General features: G+C 47.1%; 13 protein-coding genes. 8 read left to right on the top strand and 5 right to left on the bottom strand.

From position 1 onward, the window contains the following. Window positions 1-363 precede the first annotated feature (363 nt). Complete coding sequence (locus tag QUB70_RS16195; protein ID WP_332981866.1) at window positions 364-636, top strand: hypothetical protein; 273 nt, start codon at window positions 364-366, stop codon at window positions 634-636. A gap of 69 nt (window positions 637-705) precedes the next feature. Here QUB70_RS16195 and QUB70_RS16190 read toward each other — a convergent pair whose 3' ends face one another. The 4 genes from QUB70_RS16190 to uvrB are packed head-to-tail and all read right to left on the bottom strand — an operon-like array spanning window position 706 to window position 3607. After that, window positions 706-852 carry a hypothetical protein gene (locus tag QUB70_RS16190; protein ID WP_332981864.1) on the bottom strand — a complete coding sequence of 49 codons (147 nt, stop codon included), beginning with the start codon at window positions 850-852 and terminating at the stop codon, window positions 706-708. Continuing rightward, window positions 849-1244 carry a DUF2281 domain-containing protein gene (locus QUB70_RS16185; RefSeq protein ID WP_332981863.1) on the bottom strand — a complete coding sequence of 132 codons (396 nt, stop codon included), beginning with the start codon at window positions 1242-1244 and terminating at the stop codon, window positions 849-851. Before QUB70_RS16185 ends, QUB70_RS16190 begins: the two co-directional genes overlap by 4 nt. After that, window positions 1241-1585, bottom strand: coding sequence for a DUF6883 domain-containing protein (locus QUB70_RS16180; RefSeq protein WP_332981862.1), 345 nt, complete (start codon window positions 1583-1585; stop codon window positions 1241-1243). The genes QUB70_RS16185 and QUB70_RS16180 overlap by 4 nt, the downstream gene beginning before the upstream one ends. Window positions 1586-1594: 9 nt before the next feature. Continuing rightward, a complete protein-coding gene (gene uvrB / locus QUB70_RS16175; RefSeq protein WP_332981860.1) occupies window positions 1595-3607 on the bottom strand; it encodes an excinuclease ABC subunit UvrB in 2013 nt (670 codons plus the stop codon). A 180-nt stretch (window positions 3608-3787) separates the two neighbouring features. Between uvrB and QUB70_RS16170 the strand changes: the two genes are divergently transcribed. Further along, window positions 3788-4270: a hypothetical protein gene (locus QUB70_RS16170; protein ID WP_332981858.1), complete on the top strand. Its 483-nt coding sequence runs from the start codon at window positions 3788-3790 to the stop codon at window positions 4268-4270. A gap of 72 nt (window positions 4271-4342) precedes the next feature. On the opposite strand, the gene urtA is transcribed toward QUB70_RS16170, so the two are convergent. Further along, window positions 4343-7279: an urea ABC transporter substrate-binding protein gene (gene urtA / locus QUB70_RS16165; protein ID WP_332981857.1), complete on the bottom strand. Its 2937-nt coding sequence runs from the start codon at window positions 7277-7279 to the stop codon at window positions 4343-4345. A 711-nt stretch (window positions 7280-7990) separates the two neighbouring features. On the opposite strand from urtA, the gene QUB70_RS16160 reads away from it, so the two are divergent. The 6 genes from QUB70_RS16160 to QUB70_RS16135 all read left to right on the top strand — a co-directional run. Beyond that, the gene (locus QUB70_RS16160; RefSeq protein ID WP_332981856.1) at window positions 7991-8197 is read left to right on the top strand and encodes a hypothetical protein; all 207 of its coding nucleotides are present in this window, start codon (window positions 7991-7993) and stop codon (window positions 8195-8197) included. A gap of 511 nt (window positions 8198-8708) precedes the next feature. Continuing rightward, window positions 8709-8891: a CsbD family protein gene (locus QUB70_RS16155; RefSeq protein ID WP_332981854.1), complete on the top strand. Its 183-nt coding sequence runs from the start codon at window positions 8709-8711 to the stop codon at window positions 8889-8891. A 183-nt stretch (window positions 8892-9074) separates the two neighbouring features. Continuing rightward, window positions 9075-9518 (top strand): hypothetical protein, encoded by a 444-nt coding sequence (locus QUB70_RS16150; protein ID WP_332981852.1) that lies wholly within the window; start codon window positions 9075-9077, stop codon window positions 9516-9518. A gap of 116 nt (window positions 9519-9634) precedes the next feature. Next, window positions 9635-10147, top strand: a complete 513-nt coding sequence (locus QUB70_RS16145; protein ID WP_332981851.1) for a hypothetical protein — start codon at window positions 9635-9637, stop codon at window positions 10145-10147. A 352-nt stretch (window positions 10148-10499) separates the two neighbouring features. Continuing rightward, window positions 10500-11282, top strand: a complete 783-nt coding sequence (locus QUB70_RS16140) for a DsbA family protein (protein WP_332981850.1) — start codon at window positions 10500-10502, stop codon at window positions 11280-11282. A 314-nt stretch (window positions 11283-11596) separates the two neighbouring features. Further along, the coding region (locus QUB70_RS16135; protein WP_332981914.1) for a DUF4347 domain-containing protein at window positions 11597-14604 on the top strand (3008 nt) is incomplete at its 3' end.

Below are 14604 nucleotides of genomic sequence, written 5' to 3'. Positions count from 1 at the left end.
GCATTACACAAGTATTAATGCATTACACAAGTATTAATGCATTACACAAGTATTAATGCATTACACAAGTATTAATGCATTACACAAGTATTAATGTGGTTTAGTACAAAACTCTCCTATGCTGCTTGGAATAACAGGATACGATACCGCGATAATACTCAGTTTCAATCCCTGATTTTTGCTGAGAAATATCCAAAAAAGACTTGACAATTGGCCGGAAAACGGTTAAAAATAATAAATAACGCCCCTCAGACCTGCAAGTCATAAGGGCGTTCTGGTTTAATAGTGAATCTTGAAGCGGCTGCACTGACCTGTATCAAGCCGTTCAAAAGATTCTTGGTGTTCTTTAATTAATTCAAAATCATGATACCACAAAATCATGCGCGATCGCTGCTAGAAAAGGTTCTCGATCATCCTCATGGCTGGGAGATACTCCGTATGATTTCTGAGCTTGCTCCAAATGTTCAAGCACAGAAACCCCAGAAAATAGATGACTTGAATCAGGAAAGGCTTGAACTGATTGCCAAAGCCCAAGATGTAGTCAAAGCCAGGGGCATACTTAACCCGCCAGACTTTGGCGGCCAGAGTAATGACAAAATTTCCAAATTCATAGCTGACTATGGACAAGCTCAATAGCTATGTAACCTTTCTGATGATTAGCGCTCAGACAAAAACTTATCCGATCGCGAATATGCAGCCGACAGACTAGGAAGCTGGTAAAAAGTACGATCGCCCTTCCCTTCCAAAAAATAGGACAATGGTAAAGGGCGATCGCACTTTCTCCCAAAAAGTCTCAACCACGCATTCTTCAACCCGCGTCGGCGGGTTTTGCTTGTATAGACGCGGTTTCAACCGCCGACTTTAATTTGTTTTTGCTCCAAAAACTCAGCAAAGTCGCGGACTTCTGCCACTAACTCGTCAGGTAAATTATCTAAAACCGACATTAACTGTTCTCGAACTCCGATCATTTCGCGGGCAGATTTCACTAATTGCAACTGATGGGGATAAACCGTCTCAACGCCGATAGTTTCCATAAATGATTCGGGTTCATCTTGAGTTGCAGGAATAAAATCTCCGCCAACTTCTGCTTTCACCCATCCGCTAAATAACTCGACTAAATATGCTTCACCGTTTTTGAATATCTCAACAATTGCCCCTGCTGTTTCTGGTGGCGCAATTCCGCCATCGGCGAGGGCGATGGGTTCGGTTAAACTCACTGCATCGAATAACTGAAATTTGCTCATTGCTGTCTCCCAAATCGTTGAGGCACTGCGGTAACAAATCTAGCAATATTTTCATCAAATAGCACAATCCAGCCTGTACGGATTTGCCAAGATATCCCAGAAAGCCCTCTAATTAAAATAATAGCTTGGTAGCGTTCTCCATAGTCATTCTCTCCTACTGAATGTAATAAATCTAGCGAGATTTGGGCGAGAATTGCTTCTCGAATTGCCTCCGGTGACTCAAACCCCATCACCTCTCGCCAGAATTTCTGCTTATCTCCGCCTACTCCTGGTTGACTGAAGCGGTTAAATAGATATTCCGCTTTAGCAATGGGAAACTCAAAGCGAGTGGGTGCAGTCATATTTTTGCTTCAATGTCCCAATAGCTTATCCCGCAAATGCTTAATCCGATCGCGCAACTTACCCGCCTCCTCAAACTCCAACTTCTTAGCCGCCGCCTTCATCTGCATTTCCAACCGCCCGATTAACTGAGGAATCTCATCCAAAGATAACTCGTCCACCTGTTCGTAAACCTCCTCCAACTGCTGAGAATTCAGCTTGCGCGACACATCCAAAAATGCCAAAATCGCGTTAGTAGATCGCTTTTTAGCGATCGGCTGCGGCGTAATCCCGTGCATCTTATTGTACGCTAGCTGAATCCCCCGGCGTCGATCCGTTTCGTCGATCGCCTTAACCATACTATCCGTCATATTATCCGCGTACAAAATAGCCTGTCCCTGAACGTGTCGCGCCGCCCTTCCAATCGTTTGAATCAACGAACGTCCCGATCGCAAAAACCCCTCTTTATCCGCATCCAAAATTACCACCAGCGAAACTTCCGGCAAATCCAAACCTTCCCGCAGCAAGTTAACACCAATCAATACATCAAACTTACCATCCTGCAAATCTTGGATAATTTCGATGCGTTGAATTGACTGAATTTCCGAGTGCAAATACCGCACTCTAATTCCCCTTTCCTGCAAATATTCGGTTAAATCCTCCGCCATCCGCTTCGTTAAAGTCGTCACCAAAACTCGCTCGTCCCGAGTTACTCTCTCCTTAATTTCCCCCAACAAATCGTCAATTTGTCCTTCCGTCGGGCGCACAAAAATTGTCGGATCTACTACTCCGGTAGGGCGAATTACTTGCTCCGCAACTCTGCCTTCAGATATCTCCATTTCCCAATCCCCAGGCGTAGCAGAAACAAAGATGCACTGATTCTCTTTTGCCCAGAATTCCTCTGCTTTTAATGGGCGGTTGTCAGCGGCGCTGGGCAAGCGAAAACCGTGTTCGATCAATACTTTTTTCCGCGCTTGGTCGCCGTTGTACATCCCCCGAATTTGCGGGACTGTGACGTGGGATTCATCTATTACCAACATCCAATCTTTGGGGAAATAATCAATCAAACATTCTGGCGGTTCCCCGGCATTTCTGCCTGCTAAATGCCGCGAATAATTTTCTACTCCGTTGCAGTATCCAACCTCGCGCAGCATTTCCAAATCGTAGCGGGTGCGCTGTTCTATTCGCTGAGCTTCTAATAGTTTACCCTGTTTTTCAAATTCTGCCAGTCGGTCTTCTAATTCAAGTTCTATTCCTTGGCAAGCTGCCTCTAATTTATCTTCTGCCGTGACAAAGTGGCGGGCTGGATAAATATTTAAAGCGGTTGTACTTTGGATAATTTTACCTGTTACGGGGTCAACGTAGCGAATGGCATCGATTTCGTCACCGAAGAATTCAACGCGAATAATTCTATCTTCGTAAGCGGGGCCGATTTCCAAAACATCGCCTTTGACGCGAAATTTGCCTCTGCCTAAATCTATATCATTGCGGCTGTATTGGACGTTGACTAAATCTCGCAAAACTTGTCGCTGGTTTACTTCCATTCCTACTTGCAAAGGAATAGCCGCTTTCAGGTATTCTGCCGGCATTCCCAAACCGTAGATGCAGCTAATTGAAGCAACTACAATTACGTCGCGGCGTTCAAAGAGCGATCGCGTGGCGGAGTGCCGCAGCATATCTATCTCGTCGTTAATTGCTGCGGTTTTCTCAATGAAAGTATCGGTGACGGCGATGTATGCTTCAGGTTGGTAGTAGTCGTAATAACTGACAAAGTATTCGACTGCATTGTTGGGGAAAAAATTACGCAGTTCGTTGCACAGTTGGGCAGCCAGGGTTTTGTTGTGTGCTAGGACTAAGGTGGGTCTGCCGATTTTTTCGATCGCCGAGGCAATGGTGAAGGTTTTGCCTGTACCTGTGGCGCCGAGTAAGGTTTGAAATCGATCGCCCGCTTCGATGCCTTTGACGAGTTGGGCGATCGCTAGCGGTTGGTCGCCTGTGGGCTGGAAGGGCGCTTGCAATTGAAAAGATGCTGCCGCAGTTACCATAGGAAAATGTAGCTATTACCCATAAATCTTAACAAAAATCCAGATATTCTGCAATTTCTTTAAGAAAATAGTTAGACTTTGTAATATTATTTTAATCATCGGCCCAAATAGAAAGCAGAAAGCCCACAAAAGCAGTTGTCCGAACCCAGCAATCAACAGCAATAAACGAGGAAAAGAATTATGGATACGAGGAGCACAGGTACAGGCAAAGGCAAAGCGATCGCCCGCCGCGGCAAAGGCAGTTCCAAAAGCCAAGCGACAGAACCCACGGATGCCAAAGCAACAGGAATTCAACTTTATCGGCCGCAACTCATGCATGACAACCGCCCCGTCGGCCCAGACGATTTTACCATCAGCGAGACCGTCTCGATGTCGGGGAATCGCCCGATCGGCATTAGCACCCTGCACCTCAGCGAAACCTACGGCATTGTAGGCAATCGCCCGGTTGAATCCAGCGACTTGGAAGTGGTTGCTACAATCGGCAATCGCCCGATCGGTTCTAGCGCCATGCAAGTCAGCGAAATGTTCAGTATGTCCGGTGCCCGCCCTATTGGCATCAGCACTCTGCACATTGATGAAGTTTACTCCACAATGGGAGGAAACCGCCCCATTGCCTCAAACGAAATTGACGATAGCTCGACATTAATGGGGTTCTTAGATTAAGTTGTTAGTTGTTAGTTGTTAGTTGTTGTTATTTCTTGGTTTGATCTGCCACTAATAACCAATAACTAATAACTAATCTCTCGCTCGCTGATATTTGCTCAATAAAGCAGCAAAGCGCTTGTAATCCAACGGCTTCTCCAAATATTCCGCCGCTCCCAATTCCAAACCCTGATTTTTGTCGTCCAAAAAAGTCAACATAATCACCGGAATATCAGCCAAATCCGGATCGGCTTTCAACGCCGACAGCACCGCCCAGCCGTTCATACTCGGCATCATCACGTCCAGAGTAATCGCATCCGGCCGCAACTCAGACGCCAACTGAAGCCCCGCTTGACCGCTAGCCGACGATCGCACCCGAAATCCCTGTTTCGACAAGCAGCGGGTGATTAAATCCCGTGCATCCGGGTCATCGTCAATCACCAGCACAGTAGCAGCATCGGGCAGATCCAGCGGTTGCGATCGCACTTCTTTTTGCTTCGCTTCTGTCGCCGCTGCATTTGTCTCTAACTCTACCGAAGGCGAAGACTCGACCTGAATTTCTGCGATTTCTCGATCGGGCGCAACTTCTTTCTCGCTTTTAACCGCAACCGGCAACCGGATCGTAAAACTAGAACCGCAATCAAACCCGCTCTCAACCGTAATGTCCCCGCCCATCATCTGGCAAAACTTCCGGCTAATTGTCAGCCCCAAACCGGTGCCGCCGTACCTGCGGGTAGTGGAATCGTCCGCTTGAGCGAAAGCTCCGAACAGTCTCGACACCTGATCCTCAGTCATGCCGATGCCAGTATCGGTGACTTGAAACACGATCGAAGGATTTTGACACCGAGAACGAACTGCCGGGAGTTCTTCGGAATTGTCGATCGGCAAAACTTCCCCTTCTTCCTTCCAAACATTAATCGTAATTTTGCCTCTATCGGTAAACTTAGCAGCATTGCTCGCCAAATTCAACAGCGCTTGCCGCAGCTTCGACGAATCGGAGTATATCGTGCCAATATTGCGATCGCAATTGACGATTAAAGTGTTGCCATTTTTCCCTAGCATGGGTTGAACAGTAGTTACAACCTGCTCGATCAAATTCAACACCTCAAAAGTCTCCAAGAAAAGAGTCATCTTTCCTGCTTCAATTTTAGAAATATCCAGGATGTCACTAATAATGCTGAGCAACTGCTTGCCAGCCATATTAATGCTTGCCAAATCCATCACAAACTCTTCTTCGCCGAGTTCGATCGCCTCTTCTTGCAGCAGCTCGCTGTAGCCGATAATCGCATTCAAGGGCGTCCGCAACTCGTGAGTCATATTTGCCAAAAAAGTGCTTTTCGCCCGGTTGGCAGCTTCCGCAGCATTCTTAGCGACTTCCAATTCGCCCGATCGTTCCTCTAGCTGCCGCTGCCGCACTTCCAAACCGTTGAGCAAACTGCTAATTTGCTGAGCCATTGTATTGAGAGTAGAAGATAGCACCCCGATCGCGTCATTAGAAACAACAGGCGATCGAGCCGTCAAATCACCGCTCGCCATCAGTTCAGCAGTTTTCCGCACCAAGCCGATATTCCGAATAATTGCCGACACCGACACAAAACCCACTATCCCCGCGATCGAACTCAAAACCAAAGCCCCCAGCAGCCAGTGCTGAGTGCGGCTCGCCACCAATAGAGTTTGCTGCACCAGCACCCCCATTGCTGCCTCGGGAACCCCCGCCGGAGCCGAAGCAGCCTCTATTGCCAGCAAATAGTTCTTCATTTCCACAGCACCAATCCACCCGACTCCCACCGCCATCCAAGTTATCAGTACCAAGATGACAAACAGCCCGATCAAAGAAGCCCGAGTTCCCAGAGAAATCTGCCTCTGAGCAAGTGCCGCCGCCCAAGGATAGGCTTTTAGAAAAGGATCTGGCTGCACCTGTGCGCCCGAATTCCAAATCTCCTCAATTTGACCGTCCGACTTCACCTTGCCAATCCGCACTGTTTTCCAGGTATGCTGCGTTTTGGCATCTATTTTGACCTTGCCCGAAGGCGCTGCAAACTCCATATTTTTAGCAGCCGCCCTGACTTTCACCACATCTGTAGAACCAGCTTTTTCTACTGCTTGCTTCCACAGGTAAACGCCGAAATAAGCAGATTCAATCGGGTCATCCGTGACTCTATTTTCCCCGTATCGGGCTTTATAAGCCTTGACAAATTTCCGATTTTCCGGTGTATCCACCGTTTGAAAATAGTTCCAAACCACCAAATGTCCGGCAATATTTTCTGGCCCGATCGCCCGCACTTCCTCTTCTGCTACGCTGACCGACATCACCGGCAAATCCTGCGGTTTCAAGCCAGCTTCCCGCCAATTTTGGAAAAAAGCCACATTGCTGTCGCCGTTGAGAGTGTTGAGAATAGCATCCGGTTTCACTGCTAAGATATGTGCGATCGCCTCGTCAACTTCCTTAGAACCCAGCGGCAAATACACTTCCCCCGCCAACTCTCCCCCCAGTGCCGCCAGTTGAGCTTTCACAATCAGATTTGCCGTCCGGGGAAAGATATAATCCGAACCCAACAGAAAAATTTTCCGCTTCCCCTGTGCCAGCAAGTAATTCACCCCAGGTACAATCTGTTGGTTCGGAGCAGCACCAGTGTAGAAAATATTCGGACACTGTTCTAGCCCTTCATACTGCACCGGATAAAACAGCAACCCGCTGCTGTGTTCAAAAGCCGGCAGTACAGCTTTGCGGCTCGCCGAAGTCCAACAGCCAAATACCACCGCCACCTGCGCTTCTAAGAGCAATTGCTTAGCTTTTTGAGCAAAAGTCTGCAAATCGCTGGCTCCATCTTCTATAACCGCTTCCAAGGGGCGTCCGAGTACCCCTCCCGCCGCATTAATTTCCTCAACAGCCAACAGCGTCGCATCTTTAACAGAAATTTCGCTGATGGACATCGTGCCCGTCAGCGAATGCAACACGCCTATTTTGATAGGCTTCGGCTCACGAGTCGGGCCTGCTGCTTCGAGGGGGTTACTGCTGCTTGCTCCCATAGGGTTTTAGATAATTTTTACTAATAACAAAAATTTTAGTTCGATCCGCAAGGAAGTTAGCCTTGATGCTAACTCTTGTTTAGCAGATTATTTAACCCGATCGCCACAAAACTTGCCAATTGCTGCACCCTGTGGATCTTAACGGTCAAACTGCTACATCTGACTTAAGTCTGCACTAAACCAGCCGCCTATTTCTCTTTCGATCTCTTACGGATGTCGAAACAGCCTCATCAAACAAATGACAGCAGGTACTTGCGGCGATCGCACTGCATAAAAATTCTTCCTCCCCTCCTCCCTCTCCCCAACTCATTCACCGATCGCGCCTTGCGAGTCAGCCAGCCATCTCGCAAACTCTACCCATTCCCATATCTCCCTTCCTGCCAATGGAATTATCCGTCATTTCTCTTACTGTAAAACTCCCAACTTAAAACTCTTCCCCAGCCCCTATCTCCCTTCAGGCAGAGGGAACTCTCCGTGATGTCCGTTATAATAGGTATAAGGTTAACTTTTTAGTAAACTGTTACGCATTTAAACCACTAACGAGACCTGTAGGGTGCGTCAGCTAGAACACTGACTGGGCAAGGGAAACGAGAAAGGGCTGACGCACCCTACAATACTCTCCGTGATGTCCGTTATAATAGATATAAGGTTAACTTTTTATTAGCCTTGTTAACAATAAGTTTTTTGCAAACAAACAATAGGTAAAAACTAATGAATATTCAAGAAAACGCGACTCCCACTGCCAGCAACATTGAAGTCACTCTACCAAAATCCAAGGAGACATTGCTGGGCGAGGAAACAGAAAAAGCCCTGTGTCAGAAAAAACAAGAAGATGCTCAAACTATGCGGGCTGTCGAACAGTTAAAAGAAGAACTTCAGCAAAAAATAGATCGAGAGTGTCATCACAAGTTAGATTAAAACTAATACCGATTTTTGTAGCTGTGGGTAAGATGCGGTCTTGCCCACAGCTCCCTTTTAAATGCAAAAACCAGAAAACAGAAGTAGATAAAAATTTATAATTTTACAATTATTTTGGGTTGAAAAAAACAGTCTTGGACGCACCCGCGACCATCCACCAGTTTTTTCATATAAATATTTCATGGCAGCCCGCTGAAACTGTAAAATCCGGTAAGTATCAAAGTCGCAGTCCATCCCGGAATGAAAAAAAACTTTTCCCTATTCCTTATTCCCTATTCCCTATTCCCTATTCCCTATTCCCTATTCCCTATTCCTATCCGTTGAATCCGTTACACTGCTTCGTTGCCATCTTCCCTCGAACCGGCTTCCGTTAACTCCGCTAAATCCCGTACACTGCTCGCGGTCTAACTTTCTTTTTTCTTCCTACAGGTAGAGTGCAACGTAGCTCCTTGTTTCCTATGATGAGTTTAAGTGAAAAAACGTCACGTTAGATACAGATTAGGAGAAACTCATGAGCGTTGAAGATAGAGCAAAGGCAACTGGCAAAAACATCGAAGGCGCTGCTCAAGAAGCCATAGGTAAGGTTACTGGAGATCCGAAGGATAAAGCAGAAGGCAAAGCCAAGCAGGCACAAGCTGAAGCTGGTCACGCGATCGAAGATGTAAAAGATGAGCTCAAAAAGAAACTAGACTGAGCCTAATACTAAAGCGTAGTCCAGGTTTGTGAAGTGTAGGGACAAAGGCTTTCGCCGTGTCCCTACGGGGAAGCTCACGATAGGCGGGTGTACTTCATAAATGTGGATTCTGCTGTAATTGAAAGAGTCGAGCAACCTGACCCTTTCAATTATTCAAATTGTTTTCAGAACGGAGGAAAAAAAGTGAGTTTATTGCAGCAGAGTCGCAAAATAATTGCGGGCATACTATTGGTATTAATGCTGGCTGTTACTACTGCCTGCGCGCCCAGCGTTTCAGCTCAACAACCGACTAATGTACCTGTAGCAATTGGTGGCAGCCAGGGTTATTACGCGCAGCTAGAACGCGGCAATACCGTTGCAGGTCAAGATTTTGGTCAATGGGTAACAAAGACGGCAAAGAGCCTGGTTCAGGATGCTTACGTGCGCGACAATAACAAATTGGGAGTTGTAATTACCCCGCAAGTCCGCCCTACTGAAGTGAAAGATTTGGCAAAATCTTTAGCCCAAGGTTTTCACCACAATTTTCCAAATCAGGATGTAAGTGTTTTGGTTTATGCTCCTGACAAAAAACTGATTTTGACGGCCAAGTACGACCAGCAATCAAATCAGATTGAATACAAGTCTTGATTTGGTTAGCAAGCTTAAATTATAGCCGCGTGGCGGTTTAATATTCCGCAGTTTTTTGAAAGCGAAAAAATCTCAAGTTGAGACTGAACTGTTGTTGAGAGAGGATAAGAATTAAAATGAGTAGCAGCGATAGTTACAAAAGTCAAATCATGAGCGATTTGGCAAAGGGCGATCGAGAAATGATGCCGGAGACAACCGGTGAAGAGTACGAAAATTTTGACGATTTTGCTCAGAGAACTTCGCCGGATCAGCGCAAACAATTATTCGGGCGTTCTCTGAACCACGACTCGCTACCGCCCGCGCAGTTGGAACCCGAATTGCAAAAGGCGATCGCCCAAATTAAGCCAAACGAACGCGACGACGTGGCCCGCGAATTCTTCAAGCATTTGGGCAAGAGAGGATTGGACGATCGCACCTTGGAAAAACAGCTAGGACTTTCTACCCACCACGCCAGCCGCATGAATGCTGACGATGTTACCAAGCTGGCCTCGTTTACCTATCACAATCACCCGGATGTTTTCCGAGAAGTGCTGGCCGAACAGCCGAGTTTGATGAAGTTTTTGGGCAATCCAATTGTGGCGGGTATTGTGGGAATAGTTGCTGCTAAATGGCTCAACAACCGGAAATAGTCTCGGATTCAGACAAGCTTCAAAGCTGATGCAACGTGCAGCAAATAAAAGGACGATCGCCCGGGCGATCGTCCTTTTATCTTTTTATCTTTTATACAAACTTGTTTGATTGCGGTCGTTTGAGGGGAAATAATATTATAATAAACCCCGAGGATTTAAATCTTAATTATTTAGTTTGTAGGTGTTGCGGTGATTAACACCCATTGCCAATTACCAACTACGAATTACCGATTACCAATTACTAATTATTGCTCAAAGCTAAAAATAGCTGCACAGCAGTCAACAGCGGTACACCTGACACTCCGCAAAATTAAATGTAGGATTAAGTGTTGCCGTGAATGAGAAATAAAAGATGAACGTATCCACTATTTGGCGAAAACTCCGCAGCCAGCAAGCCTTCTGCTTTGCCGCACTCCTCGCAGGTTGCCTGGTATTTATCGGTTGTACCCCCGCCCAGTCAGCCGGCGGTAATCCAGTCGATCCCAAGTTGAAAGAGCAAGTCTTGCAGATTATCCGCGAAAACCCGCAAGCACTTTTAGATTCGGTACAAGCGTACCAGCAACAGCAGCAGCAGTCTCTCAAAGCAGCGCAGCAGTCATTTTTGCAGTCCATGACAACTAATCCCAAATCTTCGATCGGGGATTCTCCCAGCACGGGATCGCCTTCCCAGCAAATTGTACTTTTAGAATTCTCTGACTTTCAATGTCCGTTTTGCGCGCGCGCTCACGATACTGTCAAGCAGTTTATGGCAAAACACCAGGACAAAGTTACTTTAGCTTACAAGCATTTTCCCTTGACTTCAATTCACCCTCAAGCGCTGCCAGCAGCTAAAGCAGCTTGGGCAGCAGGGCAGCAGGGCAAATTCTGGGAATACTACAGCGCTTTGTTTGAAAACCAGAAAGAGTTAGGCGAGCCATTGTACGGATCGATCGCCCAAAAGCTCAATCTAAAGTTAGATAAATTCAACACCGATCGCAACAGCCCCGCTGCCGAAGCCGCCATTGCCAAAGACGTGCAACTCGCTCAACAACTGGGCATTGAAGGCACTCCATTTTTTATTATGAACGGCAAAACTTTCTCCGGGGCGGTCGAGCTCTCTGAGATGGAAAGCATTCTCGCTAGTCTCTCGAAATAAGTAAGCCCACCTGAAAACACAGAACCCCCAGATCCCCGGTTTCTTAAAGAAGTCGGGGATCGAATGCGCGATCGGGTCGATCGCTATATTTACTGACTAATTTTTACGCTTGGGAACAAATTTGCTCTCGATGTTGTCTTAGTAAGACTCTAAGCTGCTTATGACTTAAGCATAATATCTTGCCTTTTACAAGCTTTCCCAAACCTAGCTAGTAGATTCAAATGATTATTTTTCAATACTAATTTGAATTATTTTGGCAAGACGATCGCGGCTTTTAAGCTCCATTTCCCTTGCATCTACGAGGAAAATTGATCGTGCAAAAAATTACGCAAATAGTTGTCATTGACCCAACCGTTGAAGATTATCAAAGCCTTGCACCAAGCGCCGAACCAAGGAAAGAGATATTTATACTCGATCGGGCGGGGGATGGAGTCGAGCAAATTACAGAGTTATTAGCTAGCTACACCGATATTTCCGCCGTTCACATTGTTTCTCACGGCGGGCCTGGAAATTTGCAACTGGGGTCAATTCAGCTAAATTCTGACAACCTAGACGAATATGGCGATCGACTCGGGCAGTGGAAAAAGGCTTTAGCCCCTAACGCCGATATCCTCCTGTACGGTTGCAGCGTGGCGGCAGAAATCGCCCCACCGGTAGCGGGGCGATCGTTCTTGCAACGCCTCAATCAACTCACAGGTGCAGACATCGCCGCTTCCAAAAACCTGACAGGAAGTGCTGCATTAGGCGGTGACTGGGATTTAGAAGTAACAATTGGTTCGATTGAGACCGCTTTGGCATTCACCCTTGATGCGATCGCCAGTTACGATCGCGTTTTAGGTACCATCAACGTCACCACTACCGCTGATGAAGATAACGGCATTTTGGGCGGAGGTGCTGGCATCTCTTTGCGGGAAGCGATTCGTTACTCTGCGACAGGCGACACCATCAATCTGCCGACGGGTACTTTCACGCTGACTATTGCTGGTGCGAACGAAGACTTGGGCGCGACTGGCGACCTCGACATTACCAAAAACCTCACTATTACGGGTACAGGCGCAGCCACCACAACTATCAACACAGTGGCAGGTTTGAACGATCGCGTGTTTCACGTCATTACCGGCAATGCCTTTAGCATCTCCGGCGCGACTATCTCAGGGGGAAACATCCCGGGTGGCAGCGGCGGCGGCATCTTCAACGAAGGCACTTTGACAGTCGCCAACTCTACTTTTCAAAACAACCAAGCCAACGCAGGCGGTGCCATCCACAATAGCGGGACTCAAATGACCGTTACTGGCAGCACCTTCAATTCTTTGAATACAGCGGGCGGTGGCGGGGCGATATTCAATAATGCTCCGGGAACAATTGACAGCAGTATCATCGACAACAACAAGGCGACTGCGTTTGGCGGCGCAGGCATCAGAAACCTGTCGGGCCAACTAAGCATTACTAATAGCAGCATCACCAACAACGAGGTGACGGGCCAAGGTGGCGGCGGCATTTACAACGAAGCTACGCTTACTATCGCCGGCAGCACTTTCTCCGGCAACAAAGCAAGCGACGCCAACGTTTTCGCAGGTGGCGGTGCCATTTACGACGGCAGCGCGTCAAACACAAATATCACCAATAGCACCTTTTCTGGCAACACAGCAAACGCTGAAGGCGGCGCAATTTTCAAACCAGGCGGCGGCACATTAACTATTACCAACAGCACGATCGCTAGCAACACCGCCGATCTCGATAATAACAACCAAGCCAACGACAATGGCGGTGGAATCTTCAGGCAAAGCGGCACAGTTAATGTCAAAAATACGATCGTCGCTGGCAACACTGACAACACAGCAGCAGGAACCATAAACCCCGACGTTTCAGGACAATTCACCAGCCAAGGCAACAACTTAATTGGCAACAATACTGGCAGTACAGGCTTTACCAATGGCATAAACAACGATAAAGTAGGCACTACTGGCAGCCCCATCGATCCATTGTTAGCTGCTTTAGCTAATAACAACGGTCCCACATTTACTCGCGCTTTACTATCTGGTAGCCCAGCATTCAACGCAGGCAACAATACAGGGGTTTCAGCCAACGATCAACGCGGTACTGGTTTTCCCCGCATCGGCAACGGCACTGTTGATATAGGTGCTTATGAATATCCCGATATTCTAGTTAACTTTGGTGCTGCCACCTTCTCAGGTATAGAAGGAACTAATACTAATACTGTTACTATCCCAGTCACTCTCAGCACTACTCCCATCGGCAACGTTACTATACCATTAGTTAACACAGGTACGGCTACCCAAGGTGCGGGTTCCGACTACACTTTCACCCCTACATCCATCACTTTTAATGCTGGTGTCAGCGGTGCAAGTCTTACCCAAAATATCACTCTTACTATCAATCCAGATGACATTCCAGAAAATGATGAAACAGTAGTTTTCAACTTCGGTACTATTATTAATGCCGTTGCTGGAACCACTAACCAAACTACCGTAACTATACCTGCGAATGACCCGATTTCTTATGCCGTTGTCACTACCCCAACTGCACTAGCTGAAGGCAACTCCGGCACTCAACCAGTCACCTTCACTGTCACCCGCAGCGGTGGTATTGGAGTAGCGAGTACAGTAGATTATGCTATTGGCGGAAATGCTACTAACGGTACGGATTACAACAATATCAATGCTGCTGGCGCTACTACTCCAACGGGTACGATCGCCTTTGCCGCTAACGAGACAACTAAAACTATCACTGTCGATGTCTTGGGCGATACAGTGGTTGAACCTGATGAGACAATTACTGCCACTCTGTCTAACCCGAATTTGACGGCAGCACCGGAAAGTTCTACAGTCACCACACCCACTGCTACCGCCACTATCACCAATGATGACACTCCCAGTCTTTCTATGGGTGATGTCACTGTTACTGAGGGAAATTCTGGGACTGTTAATGCTGTTTTTAATGTTTCCCTTTCTCAGGCTTCTAACTTGCCCGTTACCGTCAATTACGCCACGTCTGACGGCACTGCTACCACTGCTGACAGCGATTATACAGCAGCAACAGGAAGCATCAATTTTGCCGCTGGAGAAACCACAAAAACTGTCACCATTGCTGTGAATGGCGATGCTAAGTTTGAATCTGACGAAACATTCAATGTCAACCTCAACACTCCTGTCAATGCGACTATTTCTAAAGCGACGGGCATAGGTACGATCGCGAATGACGACTTGCAGTCACCAACTCCAAATCCAACTCCAAATCCAACTCCAAATCCAACTCCAAATCCAACTCCAAATCCAACTCCAAATCCAACTCCAAATCCAAC

The organism is Microcoleus sp. A003_D6 (assembly GCF_036702825.1).
Taxonomy (GTDB): Bacteria; Cyanobacteriota; Cyanobacteriia; order Cyanobacteriales; family Microcoleaceae; genus Microcoleus.
The sequence above is the reverse complement of the archived record's forward strand: the minus strand, read 5'-3'. Positions and strand labels throughout refer to the sequence as shown.